Here is a 20,439-nt window from a genome sequence, read left to right as displayed (position 1 = left end):
CCTCTATTATTACTCAATTCGTTTCATGTTTCTATTTAAACGTTCAGTTGTATCCGAAATATTAAGTAATGCCGGGGTGGTATTTTCAACTCTTCTTATTGTTTGGCTTAGCGTTCTTTTAGCTAGACTTCTGGCACAAGCGGCCTCAGGTGCGATTGGGGCTGATTTGGTTTTGGGGATATCAGCTTTTTCAAGCATCACGGCTCTACCGATAATTCTTATTGTGTCACTATTTATTTCTGTTATTACAACGGTGTCTCGAAATTATCGTGAACAGGAGATGTTCGTATGGTTTACTTCAGGAGTTTCGTTGGTAGATTGGATTAAACCAGTGTTACGGATTGCGGTGCCAGTAAGCGTGCTCATTGCCATCTTAACTGTTGTTACCTCACCATGGGCTTATTTGCAAATAGAAGAATACAAACAGCGATATGCTCAAAGGTCGGATTTTTCCAAGGTGGTCGAGGGACAATTTTTAGAAACAGATGGGGGAAATCGTGTGTTTTTTATTGAGCCCTCCACTAATAATAAACATCAATTTGGAAGGATATTTGCTAGAGAAGTAAAAGAGGAATGGATTGGCATTTTAAATGCAGACTATGGGAATTTTGTCACGAATTATGAAACAGGTGAACGATTTATAGAGTTTGGGCCTGGAACTAGATATGATATTAGAATTGGAACGCCTGAATTTAGGGCTTCTAAGTTTAATTCTGTAACTATGAATATAAATAGAAAGAGTGCTTATACTGATGAACAAATAAGAAATCAAGCACTCGATAAGATTAAGGCTAGACCATTTACTAAGCTTATCGAGGATAATAATTCTAGAAGCGATTCGCAAATTTTATGGAGACTATCACTTCCAATAGCGGCACTAAATCTTGCTTTGCTTGCTATTCCATTAGGTTCAGTAAATCCTCGCATGGGAAAATCTGCAGATGTTTTTATGGCTGCTCTTGTGGGCATGCTTTATATGAATTTGCTTAACGTTATGCGCGGTTGGGTCGCATCTGAGCAGATTAATTTATGGCTTGGTATTATTTCAGTAAATGGTTTGTTCACAGCATTAGCTGTTTTCCTTTTTTGGTATAAAGTTAGAATAAGAAAACCTAAAAAATCACATGAACATTCAACAGTTTAAATATATTCTTGAGACGGTTAGTAATAACTTTAATCTTTCTGATGCAGCAAAGAAGTTGCACACATCGCAACCTGGTATCTCCAAAGCAATAATCGAATTTGAGGAGGAACTGGGATTTCAAATTTTTGAGAGAAACGGCAAACGACTCAGGGGTCTTACCAAACCAGGAAAAGCTGTTGTTGCGGTTATTAGAAGATTGCTCTTAGAGGTTGAAAATTTAAAAAGAATAAGTGATGAGTATCTCAATCACGATGAGGGAGTTTTAGTCATTGGATGCACTCATACACAAGCTAGATATTTTTTGCCACAGATAATTTTGGATTTTAAGCAAAGATATCCTGGTGTACAGGTATCTTTAATTGAGAGTAGTCCTCCTCAACTAGCTAATATGTTATTAAATGATGAGTTGGATGTTGCGTTTGCAACTGAGACACTTGCTCAAGTTCCTGGGGTGGTTATTTTTCCTTGCTATGATTGGGAGCATTATTTGGTTATGAGGGAGGATGATGAACTCTCTAATATAACCTCAACACAAGCTAAGAATTTATCTCTACAAGATATTGCCCGCTATCCATTAATCACATATTCAAGACAGTTCACAGGAAGACCAGCTATTGATGCTTCTTTTGAAGCGGCGGACGTTAAGCATAATATAGTTCTTGAAGCTATTGATGCGGATGTAATAAAGACTTATGTGGATGTTGGTCTTGGATTAGGAATAATTGCAAGTATGGCTTATGATCCACGTCGTGATAGGGGGCTTATAGGTTTACCTGTGGGTCATTTATTCGGGTATCACACTTCAAAAATTGGTCTTAGAAAAGGTGTTTTTGCAAGAGACTATGTATTTGAATTTATTCAGATGTGTGCACCAGGCGAAAATAAGAAATCAATTCTAGAAAAATTGCACGAGAATTTATTTTAGTCTTGATTAGTTTCTCTAAATTTCGGTAAAGGTGCATAGAGACCGCCAAGCAAAAAACTTAAAAGGCGCTTTCTAAGACGTTTGTCGCTAAGATTAATTTTAGACGTATCTATATTTTCCGTATGTTCAAGAAGTGCTTGGATACCTGAAATTGCATAAGATGTAGCACCTAACATAAATTGAAAGCGCCATAGAATTTCCTCCTCGGGCACATCAGGCATAGCTTTAAAAAAAGCTTTTCTGTATCTCTCAAAAACCAATGCGTTTTCCTGAGCAACAACGGATGTAACAAAGTCACTTGGGCTAAGCATGGTTTGTTCTAGTATCTTCAAATATATATTTCCGTCGTGGTCATCTTCTCCAGCATGTGCCACCAGACTTCCAAAAAAGGCGTATATCAGTTGAGAAGGGCGCACAGGCTTACCAGCAGCTCTAGCTTCTAGGGCATCTAATTTTTCAAGACGCTCTTTATTAATTGCTCCAAGTCTTCTTTTTAAAACTGCAGCAATAAGGGCATCTTTGCTACCAAAATGATAGTTAACCGCAGCTAAATTGACTCCGGCTAATTGCGTAATATCACGCATAGAAGCACTCTCGTAGCCTTTCTCTACAATAAGTTTTTCTGCAGCATTAAGAATTTGCCTTCTAGTTATAACGGCTTTAGAGAGTTTATCTTCGCTCATTAAAATACTTGTATAAAACAAACGATTGTTTAAAAAATAAATTATACAAAAAATACAAATAACTTCAAATATAAAAAAATGTTGAAATGAGAATCATTCTAATTTAGAATCAAGGTTAATGAGAATCATTATCAATTAAAGAGCTTATATGGAATTAACTCAAATGAATGCTGTGATAGTCGGAGCGGACAAATTAGGCAAGCTTCCCGATATCCTCAAAGCACATAATATAAAAATTAATAAACACATAACTGGTCGAGATCCAGCACATCAGAAGAAAGTTCTGTCATTGCCATCAGGAACGGATATTGTGGTTTTATTAACAGATTTTTTAGGACACAATGTCATGAAATCTTTTAGAAGCGTTGCAGAAAAACAAAATATACCAATTGTTGCATGTAAGAGATCGGTTTGTAGTTTACAGACGGCTCTTGAGCAATGTCCACATTTATGTGAGCGCTGTCCAAATAGGAGAAAGATATGAAAGCACTAAATAATTTTCTTATGCTTCTTGTGGTACTAGTAGTTTTTTGCTCCTTATTTGGAATAAAAATAGGGGAGCAGGGACATAGTCTAAGCGTTTTTATTAAAGAAGAGCCCACCCTAAAAATGCTCTACTTCAAATAATAAGGGAGGTTCAGTACCTCCCCTTAATTTATTTGCTTTATGGACAAAGCATCCTAAAGAAAATTTAAATTAATTTATTCTTCTAGCACCGTTGAATCTTTTTGACCAGTAAGTAGAAATATTTTCGATTCTAACCTTAGCCCCTGTTCTTGGTGCGTGTAAAAATTTATTATCCCCCACGTAGATGCCCACATGAGAGTTTCTGCGTCCACGCGTATTAAAGAATACTAAATCGCCTGGTCTCATATTATCGCGTGAAACTTCCGTGCCTACCTTAGCCATATTAGATGCGACACGTGGAAGCTTAATGCCCATGTATTTATCTGCTGTGTAGTAAATTAGTCCAGAGCAATCGAATCCACTAGGAGTAGTGCCGCCATAGCGATATTTAACTCCGATATAGTTTAAAGCTCCCTGTACTAGCTTGCTAGGTTGCTCTTTTGATTCAGATGGCAATGCTTCCGATTCCAAATCTACGTGTATATCCGACAAATTTTCGTGTTCTATCAAGCTTTGAATAGGGTCAGGGTTTAAAGCATCCACTATTTCTTTAGTCTCAGTTAATTCTTCTTCAGTTGACGAAGTTTGACCAGGAACAGAAGAGAGACTACTAGGAGTCGAATCCGAAAGTGGCAATGATACGTTTGAAATTATGTTTGAAATTTGATCTTCTGATTGAGGTGTCGTTAAGCCTATAGATTGGTCAAGTTGGCCAATAGTTTGTGCTTGAACAGATAGAGGAATAAGACCAAAAGAAGATGCCATCCCTAAAATACAACAAATATTTTTAAGTTGAAATTTAGGCTTAGCATCTTTTAAATTTAAAAAAACAAAAGATTTCAAAGACTTAGGCGGATTCATAAATTTAAATTATAGCTAGCAGAAATACACGTACATGTTGTAGGATTTTATGAAAATTTCATTAAGTTTACAAGCACTTTACATGAAATTTAAAAAATTACATCCCGTTATATACTGGGCCCTCGCCGCCTTGTGGGGCAGTCCACACGATATTCTGTTTAGGATCCTTGATATCACAGGTTTTACAGTGAATACAATTCTGAGAATTTATCCTTAATTTTTGTTCTCCACCCACATCTAAAAATTCATAAACAGCCGCAGGACAATACCTTTGTTCTGGTCCCGCATACTTATTTAAATTAACTGAAACAGGAATTTCCTCGTTTTTAAGTTTAAGGTGACAAGGTTGGTTTTCCTCATGATTTGTATTTGTGAGAAATACTGAGCTAAGTCTATCAAAGCTTAAGACACCGTCAGGCTTAGGGTAGTCGATTTTTTTACATTCCCTTGCTGGCTTAAGCGACTCATGATCCGTTTTTTTATTATGTATAGTCCAAGGAATCGCATTCTGCAAAAATTTTTGCTCTAAGCCTGTCATTAATGTACCAACAAACAAGCCTTTCTTAAACCACTGCTTAAAGTTACGTGATTGCTTAAGTTCCTTATAAAGCCACGAATCTTTAAACTTTACTTCATAATCCGTAAGAACATTCGATTCCGATCCAGAACTTAAGTTTGTGGCAATGGCCTCCGCCGCCATCATCCCAGTCTTTATCGCCGCATGGCTACCTTTTATCCGTGAAGCGTTTAAGAAGCCAGCTTCACAACCTACCAATGCACCGCCTGGGAATACAAATTTAGGCAAGCTTAATAATCCACCTGCAGTAATAGCCCGAGCCCCATAAGATAATCGTTTTCCGCCCTCAAACGTTTTTCTAATTACAGGATGTGTTTTAAATCTCTGAAATTCCTCGAATGGTGACATATATGGATTTGAATAATTAAGTCCAATCGCATAACCAACAGCAACCAAATTTTTATCTAAATGATATATAAAAGAGCCACCGTATGTGTCAGTAGGCATAGGCCAACCACCAGTGTGTACAACAAGTCCTGGCCTAAAGTTCTCGGGCTTAACTTCCCATAATTCCTTAAAGCCAATGTTGTAAGTTTGTGGGTCAGAATTCGCATCCAACGCAAATTTGCCGATAAGCTCGCGTCCTAGCTGCCCTCGCGAACCTTCAGCAAATATAGTGAATTTCGCATGTAGTTCCATGCCTTGTTGATAGTTAGCTGACGGAGTGCCATCCTCGTTAAGGCCCATATCACCTGTAGCCACACCCTTAACCGAACCATCTTCATGATATAAAACTTCAGCAGCGGCGAATCCAGGAAATATCTCTACTCCTAAAGACTCTGCTTGTTGGCCAAGCCATTTAACTACATCTCCTAATCGAACAATATAGTTACCCTCGTTTTTAAAACAGGGCGGAAGCAAAAATGCAGGAACTTTATAAGACTTAGTCTCTGTTAAAAAAAAGAATTCATCTTCTTTAACTTCAACCTTTAGAGGAGCAGATAATTCCTTCCAATTTGGAAATAATTCATTGATGGCAATGGGATCCATTATCGCTCCAGACATGATATGAGCCCCAACCTCACTTCCTTTCTCTAAAACGCAAACAGAAATATCTGGGTTTATTTGTTTTAATCGAATAGCAGTAGCTAAACCTGCAGGCCCAGCACCAACAACGACCACATCATATTCCATAGACTCGCGTGAAGACATCTATTACCTCTTGTAATTTGTGTAAATTATTAAACTTTTGATTTTACAAAAATTACTTCTAACTATAATAGTAGATTACCCTAAATAACGGAAATATCCATGAATTTACCTACAGATCGCATTAAAGCATTACGCAATTCTATGAAAGCTAAAGGTATAGATGCTTGGATTGTGCACTCTGCAGATCCTCATCTATCCGAATATCTACCTGCTTACTGGCAGCAAAGAGTATGGTTAAGTGGTTTTACGGGCTCGGTAGGCACAGTTCTAGTAACAGATGATTTTGCAGGCTTGTGGGTGGATAGTCGCTACTGGGAGCAAGCATCTAAACAATTGAACGGCTCAGGCATTGAATTGATGAGAGCTGGTGAGGCTGGTGTTCCTACTTTGACTGAATATCTTTCTTTATCCCTTAAACCATCTGCTGTTTTAGGATTTAATCCCGATATGGTTTCCCTCAAAACAGCCAATATATACCGTGATGAATTGGAGAGTAAGGGCATTAATATAAATACTGAAGAGGACCTATTACAGCCTCTATGGACAGATCGATCTAAATTGCCGTCTCAAAAAATATTTAAGCACGATAAAAATTATTATGACCTCGATGCTTCACAAAAAATTAAATTTGTTCGAGATGAACTAAAACTTGATGATGGTGGTTGGCATTTAGTTTCGTCCTTGGATGATATTGCTTGGATTCTTAATTTACGTGGCAATGATGTCGCATACAATCCAGTGTTTCTTGCTCATCTAGCTATATTCAAAGATAAGGTGGTGTTATTTATAGATTTGGAGAAAGTGGACGAGAACATTGCCACCTATTTGGAAGGGCATGGAGTTCAAACTGCTAATTATGATGATCTTAAGGAATTTATAAGCTCTATGGATATCTCTAAGCTTATGGTGGATCCTGATCGTGTTGCTCTTGGTTCTGTTAGTGCTTATAAAGGTGGGATAGTTGAGATAATTAATCCATCGCAGCTATTAAAATCACGCAAAACAGACCATGAATTAAGCCATGTTCGATTGGCCATGGAAGAGGATGGAGCTGCATTGTGTGAATTTTTTGCATGGTTTGAAGCGGCCTTCAGCAAAGGTGAAGAAATTTCAGAACTTACAATTAACGAAAAACTTTTAGAGTATCGTTCAAAACGCAAAGGATATGTAAGTCCTAGCTTTGCGACAATTGCGGGATTTAATGCAAATGGTGCGATGCCACACTATAGGGCTACAGAAGAATCATTCTCACTTATTAATGGCGATGGCTTTTTGCTTATTGATTCTGGGGCTCAGTATCTTGGCGGTACTACGGATATCACTCGTGTAGTACCTGTGGGTGTTGTCTCTGAAGAGCAGGTTAAAGACTATACTTACGTTCTTAAGGCACATATTCAATTAGCGATGGCCGAATTTCCAGTAGGATATCCATCGCCGCTACTCGATAGCATTGCCAGATTGCCACTATGGAAAGCTGGGCTTGAATACGGGCACGGCACTGGTCATGGTGTTGGATATTTTTTAAATGTGCATGAGGGGCCGCAGGTCATTGCCTACAAGGCATACAAAATGAACCATACGGAAATGTACGGTGGCATGATTACATCAAATGAGCCAGGTGTATATAGGCCAGGAAAATGGGGGGTGCGCATAGAAAATTTAGTTGCAAACGTTCCTGCACAAAAGACTGAATTTGTTGAGACTTTAAAATTTGAGACGCTAACATTGTGTCCGATAGAGACTTCATGCGTTGATATTGGTCTTCTTGATTGTGCTGAAAGAGAGTGGCTTAATAAATATCATGAGCAAGTTCGAGAACGACTCTCTAGGCATCTTTCGGGGCAGGCACTAGATTGGCTCAAAAGAAAAACTAAAGCTATATAGTTTATGCTTAAATTTTTTAATCTTTTCATTTTTTTCGGTACGGCTGTGGGTGGGGTTTATGCTCAGCCCATGGTGTCAGGTAATTTAAATACTATTGAAGCACAAAACGCAGCACAGGTGCATGTAGGCCCAGGACACAATCATCTAAAGCAGCTTATAAATAGCTTTGGAGAGGTGACTCCAGTTAAAGTGCTCACCAATTATGCGAACACGGCTTTTAGATATTATGAAAATAGTTTAAATGCTCTAAATGATCTTGAGTATGCCATAACCAGTGCTCAAATCAATGATATCGAGGCAGTTAGATCGTCTTTTGATACTGCTTTTGATGCTTTTGGACTGACGGCTATATTTGAAAACATGGGTGGTCCGATAGATGCATCTTCGGGTTGGGTTTATGAGAAGTATGGTAATCCAAAGAAGCGGATTTATGAGGATTTCGAAAAGTTGGAAGACGTTATTAAGTCTGATGACTTTTTTGAAAAGCGGGATAGGGCCTTAAGCATTGCCACCGAGCTAAAGGGGAAGCTTACTTTAATCTCAGATGCATGGAGCGCAAGTATTATTGGAGATAAGGGGCTCTACAGAGCGGCTTTTTTGGGAAAACTACATAACGATGCAAGAAATTTAAATACGAAAAATAATTTATTGGCTATACGTAACGGCCTTGCAAACTATATCAATAAAAATATAGTAAAGATTGATGATATGGATCGCTCTGCATACAACAGTTTTTTAGATATATTGTTTGGACAAAGATTTGGCCGCAAAACGGGGCACGGCATATATGATTTGCTTTCTAAATCTGAGAGACGGAAAATATCTAAGGCTCTTTCGGCCATAAACTCTCGCTTTCGTAGGATGGACCTTCTTACCTCGAAAGTTGGAGAGGAAGGTGGGGGTATGAGCACATCGGAGCAGAAGCGTTTTCATAAAAACAATCAGTATTTAATTTCGCAAGCTAAGAAAATCGCAGGTATTTTGAGCAAAGGAAACTGACAGCAATGAAAACTTATTCACTTTATGAATCTTCATTCAATAGTTACGATGAACAGGAAAAATTACAAATAGCAGCATTGGCAGCTAACGATGAAAAAATTCAGAAGTGGTTAAAGCTCAATGAAAATCAGTTGTTATATATAGAGTATAGGGATTTCAAAAATGTTGGAACTGTTCAAAGGAAACCTGAGAATCAAAGTCTTCTCACAAATTTAGCATGTTTTATATTGAAGAAGGATTCAAATGAGTCCAAGGGATATAGGGTTATAAATTCTTATCCTATTATGGGTAATGAGTTTGAACTTTTTTCTTCTGGGTCATTCTTTAAAAAGTCTTTAAATGAACAAGTGGATGGATTAGAGGATATTTATAGTCAAGATTTTCCATATCTATATAATTTGCTTAAAAGCTATTTAAATAAAAACTACAAACAACTTACTAATTCGGATGAATTAGAGGATTTAGTAGGGAAGTATATAGATAATTTTTCCGAAAGTGAAAAACAAAAGCTTGATCACGAAATTGAAGAATTCCAGAAAAAATATAATGGTATTGAAGATGCTAAATTTTTGGAATTATTTAATCCAGAAATCTACATAGAAAGTCCCAAGGATTTTCTAGAGATGTTACATAGAACAATAAATAACTTGGGGTCTAAAGTTGATGGAATTGTGAATACTATCTCTAATAGGCTCAAAGATATGGATATCGCTTTAAGCTCTGATGGTATATCAATAGGTAAAACTAGGGAGATATCTAAGAGTAAATCTATGGGTTTTTCGAAGACATTTACTCTAACTGATATTATTAATTTTTTTAGAGGTAAAAATAAAAAAGATTAATTTTTTATGTTTTTTGAAAATGATGAACCCACCGTCTCAGGTGGGCTTAATCATATGCAAAAAAATTATTTGCAGTTCTTGCTTACGCTTTTATTCACAGAGTCACCATCTAAATACACATCGTTAATTTCGCAAGCTCCAGAACTTAAGCAATTCACATCCCAGATCACAACCTCAGACTCTCCGAATTTAGCGAGCAAAATATTTTTGTGATTTCACTAAATGTGATGGATTGATTGAAATCGGGCTTATCCGCATTCCACATAATATTTTCTTTTACACCGCAAGAATTACCGTTGCGTGTTGATTTCTGAATTTTGAACAAAGAATCTTTTAATCGACTTGAGGCCGCTCCATAAACAACATCCGTAGATTTAGCTTTGCCGTCGCTTTCAAGAACAGCGACATACAATTTTGCAAGAAAATCGGACTGCAAATTTGTGGTGTTTTCTTGAGCTGTAACTGACGAGACACTTTTGCTTGGAGCCTTAGTCGGTAATATTGTTCCCCGCATTCTCAAGCTTGTAGTTTTAAGCGGCGTTTACGCAAAGTGTACTAGAGAGGCTCTTCGTCTAGGAATCATATTGTATGGTTTTAGGATAACGCTTGATCAAATTATGCTTGTGGGATACGAGGGCATTGCCTACGCATTTATTATAGTATTAAATACTTTTTTTGTTGGCTTCTTCGCTTCGCGAGCTATGGGTCTGGATAGGCAATCTGCTTCGCTCATAAGTTCAGGAAGTGCCTACTCTTCAGGGGAAAGCTAATATCACTGTTGCTGAAGGTACGCAATCAGGTAAGGTATTCCGCTTAAAAGGTAAGGGTATTCAGGGTGTACGCTCTTCTGTGCCTGGTGATCTTTACTGTCATGTTCATATCGAAACGCCTGTTAATTTAAGCGATGAGCAGAAAGATTTGCTACGTCAGTTTGATGCAACTATTGAGAAGGATTTGGGAAAAAATTCACCTCAAAATAAGCATTGGACGGACAAAGTAAAAGATTTTTTTAGTAATTTATAAATTTAAGTTTTATATCAAAACCCACCGAAACGGTGGGTTTTTTTGTTCCATATAGATAAGTTCTATATACAACTCATTAAAAAATCTTACAATGTTTCAATATTTGTAATTTTGATTTCCTAAAATTACGGGGTTTGATTTTTTAATAATAATTTCTAATTGAGGGTTTTATGAACAAAATTTTCAAGGTTGTATATAACAAAACACTTGGTTCATGGGTTGCTGTAAATGAATTTGCCCGAGGTTACTGTAAGAATGTAAGCACTAAAAAATTAATCGCTTCTTTAGCCCTCAGTGGGATGGCAATGGGTGTGCTTGCACAGACAACTACTGTGGATTTGACAACTTTGAGATTCGACCCTACTGCTGACGGAGTACCTACAGATTCTAATGGACCTTGGGGTGATAATGCGGGCGAAGGACCGATTGTTGCGGGGGCAGGGGAAACAATTAATGTAACTGGGTCTCTTGAAAATGCTGTTGATAATTATAAAAACAAATACGCCATAATAACTTACTATCCCCATGCACGGACAGATGATTTTAAAAATGCAGTATTACCTCAGGATTGGGAAAATATTAAAGATTATGTGTGGAATCCGGATTTAAATGATTTCGGTCCTAAAGCAGATAATTATGTTTTTAATCCAAAAAAATCAGTTGTATATGAAGATAGTGTGACTAAAAGTAAAACCACAATTCAAGTATACGATTCTAGTTTTTTCAAAGTTAGAAAAGCTCACGGTTATGTTTGGTCCATGGGATCCAACGTCCCTGGAGGTCAAGTGAATTTTTATAACGATTTTAGAATTGTCACTGCAAAAGAGGGTGGACAGGTAAACTTCAATCCTACTAAAGGAAACTTTGATGGTACAGATGTAAGGGATAAGGGTCTTCTTATAGATTCTAACAATGTAATTAGACTATATGCCAAAAATTCACAATTAGTGGTAGCAGACGGTGAAGGTTCTAAAGTCACATGGGGTGAGAACGGATCTTCTCATTTTGTAATTTTAGGTGATGCTCATGGCAACGAAATTAAAAGTAGTAGCAGCTTATTATCGAGAAATCACACTCGTGTATTTTATAAACCTGGTGGAAGACAAACTACTAAAACTGGGGTAGAGTTCAATATCGTAGATTTAGATTCTTTTAAAGCTTATAACGATCAGCTTATTAATGAAGTAAAAAGTGGGGACATAAAATCCGAAGATGAGTACCTAGCTTATTTTAATAAGTCATATAAAACAGAAAAAATTAGATATTCATTAAAGGAAGAATTATTTCAGAACTTAGGAGAAACTAGTATTCCAATGGGTACTAGGTCTATCATTCAGGCCCAAAATGGTGGCACAGTTGAAATTGCAGAAGGTGCTCTGTTTGCAAGTAAGTCTTTATCTCCTTTGTCAGGTGTAACATCAGAAGCTGCTATTAGATCTCAGGGGATTGGTAGTAAGGCTATAAACAGAGGTACATTTGAATTTATGCGGGGTCAGGCTGATGCAATAGGTATGCAAGCTGACGAAGGTGGTCACATAATAAATGAAACTACTGGCCATATTATCAGTCCCAAATATTATAAAGATGAAAGATATGCGGCCTCGTTGGATAGAACCCGATTAATGCTTGCTAGAGGCGAAAATTCTTTAGCAATAAATAGAGGTAAATTATCCTTATTTGGTTCAGGATCGTTTGCTATGTGGGCATATAACGGTGGAAAAGTTATAAACGACTCTGCTGGAACTACACAAAATGGTGAAATTTTTATCTCCTATAGAGATTTTTTAAATGAGAGTCAAATATATAGTTCAGGTAATCCTTTTGAAGGAATTAGAGTTACAGGTGCTTCAATTGGCGAAAACAAAGGAAAAATTCATATTGGGCTGTCACCTGAAGGTGTAAAAGTACATAACAAACAGGGTATATTCCGAGGTGTTGTTCTAGGTGATAGCGGTGATGTCAACGGTGCAACATTCTCTAATTCTGGTGAAATAATAATTCATGAAAATATTGATGGTGCTACAGGTATTCATGTTAATGGATCTGCAATAAAAGTTAATAATTCAGGCTCAATTTCCCTAAATGGTTCGAAAGACAATGGTCGTAGTAATGTTGGTATTGATATTTCAAATGGAGGTTCAGGGGAAGGTGATGCAGAAACACTAGTAACTAACAGTGGTATAGTAAACGTTAACGGGTCAAATAATATTGGGGTAAAAATATCTGGAACCTCATCTGGTGGTAGATTGGTTAACACCGAGGATTCTATCATAAATGTCTCTGGTAGCTTATTGCCAGGGTTTAGAAACTACGGTGTATGGTCAGAAAAAAGCACAATTGAAGTTGATGGCACTGTCAATTTAGAGGGTAATAAAGGTATTGCCATTCACGCCAGAAATAAAGGTAAAGTAATCTTAGGAGCAAATTCTAAAATAGATATTAAATCAGGAAGAGAGCATATAGCTTACTTTATCCATGGTGCTGGCTCAGAGATTATTAATAATAGTACTAGTGAGCAAAATGTTCATTCTGAACAGTCACAACTTTTTAGAATTGCTGGTGGTGCTAGTTATGATGGAACATCTACTGATCCTAACAATAAAACCACTTTAATTGCTAGTGGAGTAGAATCAACTGCATTGTGGATTACAGATAAAAACACAACTGTTACAACTGGTGGCGCTTCTGTTACAGCATCTGGAGATAAATCCGTTGCATTGCGTGTTGTTGGTGGTGCAACTGGAACACTAAGTGAAGAGACTGAGCTTATTTTAAGTGGAAAGCTAGCTAAAGCTGCTATTGTAGATGGAAGAAGTATTTCCATTATTGGTGAAGATGAAGGAGTAAAACAAGGAACTAAACTTGATTCTTACTCTAACATTACTTCTGAAGCAACCGCCGAGGAATCACGTGCTTATGCGGTAACTAATGAAGGTGAATTAATTAACCATGGAGACGTTAATCTTCAAGGTAAGGATGAAATTGCTGTTGAATTAACAAAAGGCGGTAAATTAGTTAATCACGGAAATATAGTAGTCGCAGGTGCTCATAAAGATGGATCTACTCAAGCTGTTGCAGCCGTAGATGTTTCAGGTGCCTCTGACTCAGGCGTTCAATCAAAATTTGAACATAAAGCAGGAAATATTCAACTAACTAATGGTAAAGCCACTGATGCAGCTATTCGTTTAGGTGAAGGTGCATCACTTGATATGTCGGGTGAAGGTTCTACTGAGGCGACAATCAAAGCTGGTGGTGCTGCGAGTGTAGTTCTTGTAGATACTGGTGCAACAGGGCTTACTCTTGGAGCAAATACACTATCCTTATTAGCAGGTGGTACTGGTGCTATTGTAGAGAATAAGGCTGAAATAGAGGGCATTGCCACAAAAGAGACTACTTTTGAAGTGACAGATGGCATTGCGATTCGCTCTGGGACTGCATTAGCAAATGAATCTAGCGGTACTATTAATATTACTGGATCAGGTACGGGTATTGTTTTTGCGAACAGGAAAGCAGATGCAAGTCTAAGTGGCGATGACCGTTGGGCAGAAACAGATGAAAATCTAACTGTTGGCGGAATCGATATTAATGTTAAGGACGGAGCTACTGGTAGAGCACTGTATATCAATACTTCAGGTTCATTTAGCAGTGCAGCAAATATTAATCTTGAATCTACTGATGCTGGAGCTGCTTGGGATATTGATAATGCGGGACCAAGCCTTACCAATAGTGGAAATCTGACATCAAATTCCACTAACGCAATTATTGACTTAAAAGAGTGGGTTAAGAAACATCCGCAAGATAACGTATTCACAAACAATGGAAATATCACGTCTCCAGACGGTGGAATAGCTATCGACTACTCTGCAACAGCTGATTCCATTATTAGTTTTAAAAACCTTAAAGCTGATCCGTCTTCAACTGAAGCTGGACCAACAATTACTGGAGAAATTAAATTTGGTGATGCTCAAGTTAATCTTGAAAATAGCGGAGTATTAGAAAATAAGGTTGTTACTAAGGCTAAAGATGATGAATTCCATATTTTTGGAGCAAATGCTGATGTAAAAGGTGGTATTGATGCTGGAGAGGGAAATAATACAATTTTCATACAGTCTGATACTCCTAACAATAATTCATCAGCCAAACAAACTGGTCATATAACTGCAGGTGCAGGCGATGATACATTCAGTATGAGTAATGGCTCCAGTATGTCTGGAAATCTATCTCTAGGTGATGGAACAAATACAATCACAATAAAAGATGAAGATACCACATTTACAGGTGAAATTAATACTGGTTCGGGCATCGATACATTAAACATTCAGGGATCATCAAGTGTTGATTCATCACTTGTAAATTTACGTGATGGTGATAATGTTATAAAAGTTTTGAATTCTACAGCATCCATAGACAATCTTATAACTGGAGCTGGCGAGGATGAACTTTTAGTTGATGCTACAGGTAATTTAGAAGCCAATATCAACCTAGGAGAAGGAACTAATTCCATCACTAACGGTGGAACACTTAACTCAACTGTTTTATTAACTGGATCTGGCGAAGACTCTTTAATTAACTCAGGCACACTAAAAGGAGATGTTAATCTCGGTGAAGGAGAAAACTCTTACACAAATAGTGGAACCTCAACAGCCGCTATTAAATCTGGCTCTGGATCTGATACTTACGATTTGCAAGAAGGTAGCACCAATGACGGTAGTATCAAAACAGGTGAAGGTGCGGACACAGTTAATATAGATAATGTTAAATCAGCTAAGTCTATTGAAACTCAAGAGGGCGATGACACAGTAACAGTATCTAATCTTGAGGAGGCTAATAAAGCGGCTTTAGGCATTCTTGATGGTGGTGATGGTACGGATACATTATCATTCAATAGTTCTAAAGCTGTCTTCTCAACCGATGCACAAAAGATAAATAATTTTGAGAGCATTGTTTTAAATCAAAACTCTGATATAGAGATTAAAACATTAGGTGCTGGTGCATCAAATACCACACTTACTATAAATGACTCATCACGTTGGTATCATAATCAGTCAGATGCAAGCTCAGATGTTGCTCTAGCTTATAGTGTAAGTTCTGCTGCTACAGGTGTTCTTGAGGTAAATACAAATAATCAAAATCTTAACTTCACAGGTTCAGATTACACTCAACATTTAGGAACTACTAAGTTAACTAACGCTAAACTTGAACTTAATGAAGCAAATATTAAGGCTGTTAAAGCAGGTACGTTAGAACTCTCAACAGGGTCAGAAGCTTCTGTTGTCGTTCAAAAACCAGACGTAACTGAAGAAATCGGTAGCTTAAGTCTCACTGGTGGCTCTCTAATTATTGATAAACCAATATTAGCCCTTAAGCCAGGTTCTGAAACTGCTGCTCTTAAAGTAAAAGATTTAAATGCTGATAGCGGGACTGTAAAACTGACTTCAGGTGAATTCCTAAATGACTTTGACCAAAATGGGGTGCTATCTGATATATCTCAACTTGGACTTCTTGCTCAAGATGATGGTGAAATTATCGCCAATATCGTTAAGGCAACAGGAACAGTAACAGAAGGCAATTTAGAACTTACAATCGATAACCAAGCGGCGCAGCAAAGCGACAAAAGCATTGCCATCAAACAAGAGGGAGAAAAAGTTGCCGATGCTAAGTATGGAATCGCAGCTCAGGTAGAGGATAGCGGCGATAACAAGGGTATTAATGCCATTTATGCACTTAAAGAGCTAAATATTTTAGCGGGCAAGATGCTAGATCTTCGCAAAGCAGGCGAGGGTGATGCGGCAGTGCTTTCTGCAAAAGTGACAGGCGAAGGCGGTATCAAAGTTAATGCTCAGGATGAAATTTCGCTCAAAAACGAAGCAAATGCTTATAAAGGTGCAACGCATGTAGAGTCTGGCAAACTTACTCTCGCTTCAGATAATGCGACTGGTACTGCAGAATCGCACACAAGCAAAATCATTTTAGAGAATGGTACTGAAGTTGCGACCGATTCGAATAAGGTTGCTCACTCAGATGCACTTGATGCGAAGGATGGCTCTAAAGTTACGCTTAACGATGGCACTTTGAATCTACACCACTCGAATGCTTCTGAAGCCTCTAGTAGCATAGCAGGCGAAGGGGCTTTGAGCGGCTCTGCAAAATCGAAAATTGTTCTTAATACTGCAGAACACGCTTCTAGCCTAGTTATCAAGAAAGCAAATAGTGCATTCTCAGGCACTGTTGAAGCTCAAGATAACACATCGCTTGTACTTGAAAATCTTGATTCAATTGGCAATGGTAAAGTGACTGTTTCAGGCACAGGAAATGCGACGCTTAAAGCATTAAGCGGTGTATTTGATAATGTTGTAAGCGGAGATGGATCTCTTGTAGTAGATGGTGGAGATGTTGAATTAGCGGCTGATAATTCTGCTCTCACTGGCACTGTCGATATCAAAGATAATTCGATTGCAAAAGCTAAGAATCAAAATGCTCTTGGTACTGGAGTAGTAAATACAAACGACACTGGTAAGCTTGAACTAGGCACCATGACTGGTGAAGCTGGCAAGCTTAAGGTTGCTATTAAAGGCTCTGGTAGTGTGGAGACTTCAGAAGGTGCACAAGTTGAACTCACTAAAGATAGTACTGAGTTTGATGGAATTTGGAATGTGCTTGAGGGTACTAAATTAATTGCCACAAAACTATCTCAATTTGGTACAGGAGAGGCTGTAGCTGAAGGTACAGTTGAACTTAAAGGCATTAAGGGTGAATCAGGTAAACCTGAAATACTCTCTACACCTACAATCTCTGGAGCAGGTGAAGTTGCCTTAACAAATGCCTCTTACATCTCTTTAACTAAAGACTCTAAAGTAGATGAGTTTACAGGAAACTGGAATTTAGCTGAAGGTACTAAGCTTCTAAGAGATAACTCAGAAGCATCAGCTGAGGTCTCATTAACCGATAAGGTTAAAGGAGACGGTACATACGCAGTAGATGCAAACAATCAGTCAGTTGCATTTAACGGCAAGTATGATGAGTTTAATGGCTCTTATGAGATAAATAACGCGAAAGTTGAACTTAATCCTCAAAACGTTAAGGCTACTCACTCTGGAACTACTTTAGTTCTAAATAAAGGGGCGGTAGCAGATGTACCTAAATTCGGTAATCCAGCTGCACCTGTTGAGATTGGCTCATTAACGCTTAATGGTGGCGAAGTTAAATTAAATAACGCAATCATCGCATATAAAGAGAATGTTCCTGCTTCGCTTAAAGTTGAGAACTTAAATGTTCAAGCGGTTGTTGATCCAGTTCTTAGAGCTGCAGGTGATAAATCTAAGGTATCAGTAATCGCTGATGAGTTTGTATCTGATCCTCTAGCAGAAAATGAGAAAGCACTTCTTACTCAGGATGATGCAGAGAATAAAGTACTTCTAATCGAAGCAACAGGTAAAGTAGAAGGTGATGAGGGCAATGTAGAGGTTGTATTTACCGATAAAGATGGCAATAACATCTCTAATCCAGCTAATCTTGATATTGTTCAACACAATGAAGCTGTAGCTAAAGGTGAATACGACCTTGCATCGCATCTGCAAAAAGAGCAAGATGGTGAAACTAAGAAAGGTCTTTATGCTTCCTATATTCTTAAATCACTTGAACTTCTAAAAGATAAGCAACTCTCTTTGGTAGCAGACCCTGCAAATACAGCTGAAGGTGCAAATACACTTACAGCTAAGCTTACAGGAGAAGGCGGTTTAGATATCGGCACTGGCAATGATGACCCTAACACTCACAAAGTTGAAATAGCAAACTCTGCTAATGAGTTTACAGGCGATACTAATGTTTTAGGTGGCACACTTATCGCAGGCTCAGAAAATGCTCTAGGTTCTGCTGATAAACACACAGCTAATTTAAATGTTGATCCTAATGCAGTGTTTGAAATCAAAGAAGGATTAGATGCAACTAAACCAGTTCATATTGGGTGCTTAAACGCTCAGAAAGACTCTACTGTAGACCTTAAAACAGGCAAACTTGTGGTTCATGGTGATTGTGCAGATGGTCTAAGCAATGCCAAAGAAGGCACTCTTAAAGGGGCCGATGGTAGTGAACTTGAAGTCGTAGGCACGGAGGCTAAGAAATCTCATCTAAAATCTGAAGGTGCACAAGATGAATTAAATAGCAAAATCACTGTAAGTCAGCATGGCATCTATGAGATAGGTCATGAAGATGGAGCAGGCCATGGTCCAGTGGCAGTTGCTCAAAACGGTAATTTTGTAATCAATACAGACGGTAATATCGATAACGATCTTTCTGGAGATGGTTTGGTATTAGTTAAAGCCGATAAAACTGTAGAACTCACAGGCGATAACACTGGCCTAACAGCCGCTTCAGAGCTTGATATTGAAGATGGTGCAGACGTTACTGCTAAAGAGAAGAAAAACCTTGGTTCAACTACAGTTGATACCAATAACTCAGGTACTATCAATTTAACAGCCAATGGCACAATCGATGCAAAAGTTAAAGGTAATGGTACTCTTAATTTTGATGGTCGCTTAGAGTTAACACCAGAGACATTACCGAACTTTGGTGGAGATTTGGTTGGAGCCGATGGCAGTACGCTTATTGCAGGCTCAAATGACACACCTATTGACCTTAAGGTTAAGAAACTTGCGATAAGCACAGGTTCTACATTTGCGGGTGTCGGCTCTATAGCAGGTGATATCGAAAACAATGGCTCATTTATCGTAGGAGATGAAGACAAAGGACTTGCAGCTGATCAAGCACAAGGACCTGGCTCTAAATCTGATTATATTGTGGGAGGTAATTTCACTAATAAAGCAGATGGAACGATATTCCTTGGTGGTGAAAAAGACGATCTAGATAATGTAGGTTCAACTCTAAGAGTTGAAGGAGACTATGTTGGAGAAGAGGGCTCTAAGCTTAAAGTAAACACTATCTGGAATAATCCAAATGAATCGGTAACTGATGCTCTTCATGTTAAAGGTAAAGCCTCTGGTTCTACTAAAGTAGAAGTAGGTAATAACGGCGTAGTACGCGGTGATGTTATTCCTTATGAGGACGATAAATACTCTGAAGACGTAGTAACCGTAGACCAAGATCATGAGGGTAATGTGTTTACTGGTTCAGCAGAGACTGAGGGAGCAGAACAGATACAGCTTGTTAAAGTGGGTAATAACTATAAGTGGAAACTTAAAGGTACGTTCTCACAATCAGTTCCTGGATATTTGCAAGGGCCTACGATTAATTTGAGTACAGGGTTTGCAGACCTTGGGACCTTAAATGAGAGGATTGGAGCTCAGTCTCAATCTACAAATGCTGGTGGTAAGGTTTGGGGTCGAATCAGAGGCACAGATCTAGAATTAACAGGCTCTAAGCAGTTCTCCTCTAAGTCTACATCTACCTCATGGCAGTTTGGCTTTGACCTTGCGACTAAGTACAAGGGTCTAAATGCAAGAAGTGAGACTGGGGTGATGTTTGGCTACACAAACACAGATGTGGATACGTTTGATAAAGAGAGAAAAGTAAACGGCATAGTAGTGGATGATAAGTTAGCAGGTGGTATCACAACAGATGCCCTAAGCCTAGGAGTCTATCACACTAACTATAACCCTAATGGTTCGTACTTTGATTTAGTAGGACAAGTGAGTAAGCTTAAAAACAAATACAATGCACGCAATGGTATTAAGGTTGATCAAAGCGGCTGGAGTGCGTTGCTATCG

At 38.2% G+C, this 20,439-nt stretch carries 13 protein-coding genes and 1 pseudogene; 10 read left to right on the top strand and 4 right to left on the bottom strand.

The window, feature by feature from the left end; all coding sequences use genetic code 11:
• Positions 1–25 precede the first annotated feature (25 nt).
• Together lptF and T432_RS0102860 are read left to right on the top strand one after the other, a co-directional pair.
• Positions 26–1,144 carry an LPS export ABC transporter permease LptF gene (gene lptF / locus T432_RS0102865; RefSeq protein ID WP_028884100.1) on the top strand — a complete coding sequence of 373 codons (1,119 nt, stop codon included), beginning with the start codon at positions 26–28 and terminating at the stop codon, positions 1,142–1,144.
• Positions 1,125–2,069 carry a CysB family HTH-type transcriptional regulator gene (locus T432_RS0102860; RefSeq protein ID WP_028884099.1) on the top strand — a complete coding sequence of 315 codons (945 nt, stop codon included), beginning with the start codon at positions 1,125–1,127 and terminating at the stop codon, positions 2,067–2,069. The genes lptF and T432_RS0102860 overlap by 20 nt, the downstream gene beginning before the upstream one ends.
• Here the strand turns inward: T432_RS0102860 and T432_RS0102855 are convergent.
• Positions 2,066–2,752: a TetR/AcrR family transcriptional regulator gene (locus tag T432_RS0102855; RefSeq protein ID WP_014111225.1), complete on the bottom strand. Its 687-nt coding sequence runs from the start codon at positions 2,750–2,752 to the stop codon at positions 2,066–2,068. The genes T432_RS0102860 and T432_RS0102855 overlap by 4 nt on opposite strands.
• A gap of 148 nt (positions 2,753–2,900) precedes the next feature.
• Here T432_RS0102855 and T432_RS0102850 point away from each other — a divergent pair, with 148 nt between their 5' ends.
• Positions 2,901–3,236 (top strand): DUF2325 domain-containing protein, encoded by a 336-nt coding sequence (locus T432_RS0102850; RefSeq protein ID WP_028884098.1) that lies wholly within the window; start codon positions 2,901–2,903, stop codon positions 3,234–3,236.
• Positions 3,233–3,379: a hypothetical protein gene (locus T432_RS08550; RefSeq protein WP_044971073.1), complete on the top strand. Its 147-nt coding sequence runs from the start codon at positions 3,233–3,235 to the stop codon at positions 3,377–3,379. Before T432_RS0102850 ends, T432_RS08550 begins: the two co-directional genes overlap by 4 nt.
• Positions 3,380–3,448: 69 nt before the next feature.
• Here the strand turns inward: T432_RS08550 and T432_RS0102840 are convergent, their stop codons facing one another.
• Positions 3,449–4,144, bottom strand: coding sequence for a C40 family peptidase (locus tag T432_RS0102840; RefSeq protein ID WP_439645508.1), 696 nt, complete (start codon positions 4,142–4,144; stop codon positions 3,449–3,451).
• Between the two features lie 193 nt (positions 4,145–4,337).
• Positions 4,338–5,969 (bottom strand): electron transfer flavoprotein-ubiquinone oxidoreductase, encoded by a 1,632-nt coding sequence (locus T432_RS0102835; protein WP_028884096.1) that lies wholly within the window; start codon positions 5,967–5,969, stop codon positions 4,338–4,340.
• A gap of 99 nt (positions 5,970–6,068) precedes the next feature.
• Between T432_RS0102835 and T432_RS0102830 the strand changes: the two genes are divergently transcribed.
• The 3 genes from T432_RS0102830 to T432_RS0102820 are packed head-to-tail and all read left to right on the top strand — an operon-like array spanning position 6,069 to position 9,694.
• Complete coding sequence (locus T432_RS0102830; protein WP_028884095.1) at positions 6,069–7,853, top strand: aminopeptidase P family protein; 1,785 nt, start codon at positions 6,069–6,071, stop codon at positions 7,851–7,853.
• Between the two features lie 3 nt (positions 7,854–7,856).
• Entirely contained in the window at positions 7,857–8,852 is a 996-nt protein-coding gene (locus T432_RS0102825; RefSeq protein WP_028884094.1) for a hypothetical protein, read from the top strand.
• Positions 8,853–8,857: 5 nt separating this feature from the next.
• Entirely contained in the window at positions 8,858–9,694 is an 837-nt protein-coding gene (locus tag T432_RS0102820) for an RNase A-like domain-containing protein (RefSeq protein ID WP_028884093.1), read from the top strand.
• A gap of 166 nt (positions 9,695–9,860) precedes the next feature.
• On the opposite strand, the gene T432_RS08650 is transcribed toward T432_RS0102820, so the two are convergent.
• Entirely contained in the window at positions 9,861–10,130 is a 270-nt protein-coding gene (locus tag T432_RS08650; protein ID WP_248646262.1) for a hypothetical protein, read from the bottom strand.
• A gap of 40 nt (positions 10,131–10,170) precedes the next feature.
• Here T432_RS08650 and T432_RS08265 point away from each other — a divergent pair, with 40 nt between their 5' ends.
• The 3 genes and pseudogenes from T432_RS08265 to T432_RS0102805 form a co-directional block, all read left to right on the top strand.
• The gene (locus T432_RS08265) at positions 10,171–10,464 is read left to right on the top strand and encodes a putative sulfate exporter family transporter (RefSeq protein ID WP_081799293.1); all 294 of its coding nucleotides are present in this window, start codon (positions 10,171–10,173) and stop codon (positions 10,462–10,464) included.
• Positions 10,436–10,717: pseudogene (locus T432_RS0102810) on the top strand (DnaJ C-terminal domain-containing protein); the annotation flags it as partial. The gene T432_RS08265 and the pseudogene T432_RS0102810, both read left to right, overlap by 29 nt.
• A 170-nt stretch (positions 10,718–10,887) precedes the next feature.
• Positions 10,888–20,439: ESPR-type extended signal peptide-containing protein (locus tag T432_RS0102805; RefSeq protein WP_028884091.1), on the top strand; the 9,552-nt coding region annotated here is incomplete at its 3' end.

The organism is Taylorella asinigenitalis ATCC 700933 (assembly GCF_000687755.1).
GTDB lineage: Bacteria > Pseudomonadota > Gammaproteobacteria > Burkholderiales > Burkholderiaceae_B > Taylorella > Taylorella asinigenitalis.
The sequence above is the reverse complement of the archived record's forward strand: the minus strand, read 5'-3'. Positions and strand labels throughout refer to the sequence as shown.

What these genes read in the sequence shown, in the direction of transcription:
- lptF (WP_028884100.1), top strand. Translation starts at nt 26, where the DNA reads ATGTTTCTATTTAAACGTTCAGTTGTATCCGAAATATTAAGTAATGCC.
- T432_RS0102860 (WP_028884099.1), top strand. Translation starts at nt 1,125, where the DNA reads ATGAACATTCAACAGTTTAAATATATTCTTGAGACGGTTAGTAATAAC.
- T432_RS0102855 (WP_014111225.1), bottom strand. Translation starts at nt 2,752, where the DNA reads ATGAGCGAAGATAAACTCTCTAAAGCCGTTATAACTAGAAGGCAAATT.
- T432_RS0102850 (WP_028884098.1), top strand. Translation starts at nt 2,901, where the DNA reads ATGGAATTAACTCAAATGAATGCTGTGATAGTCGGAGCGGACAAATTA.
- T432_RS08550 (WP_044971073.1), top strand. Translation starts at nt 3,233, where the DNA reads ATGAAAGCACTAAATAATTTTCTTATGCTTCTTGTGGTACTAGTAGTT.
- T432_RS0102840 (WP_439645508.1), bottom strand. Translation starts at nt 4,144, where the DNA reads ATGGCATCTTCTTTTGGTCTTATTCCTCTATCTGTTCAAGCACAAACT.
- T432_RS0102835 (WP_028884096.1), bottom strand. Translation starts at nt 5,969, where the DNA reads ATGTCTTCACGCGAGTCTATGGAATATGATGTGGTCGTTGTTGGTGCT.
- T432_RS0102830 (WP_028884095.1), top strand. Translation starts at nt 6,069, where the DNA reads ATGAATTTACCTACAGATCGCATTAAAGCATTACGCAATTCTATGAAA.
- T432_RS0102825 (WP_028884094.1), top strand. Translation starts at nt 7,857, where the DNA reads ATGCTTAAATTTTTTAATCTTTTCATTTTTTTCGGTACGGCTGTGGGT.
- T432_RS0102820 (WP_028884093.1), top strand. Translation starts at nt 8,858, where the DNA reads ATGAAAACTTATTCACTTTATGAATCTTCATTCAATAGTTACGATGAA.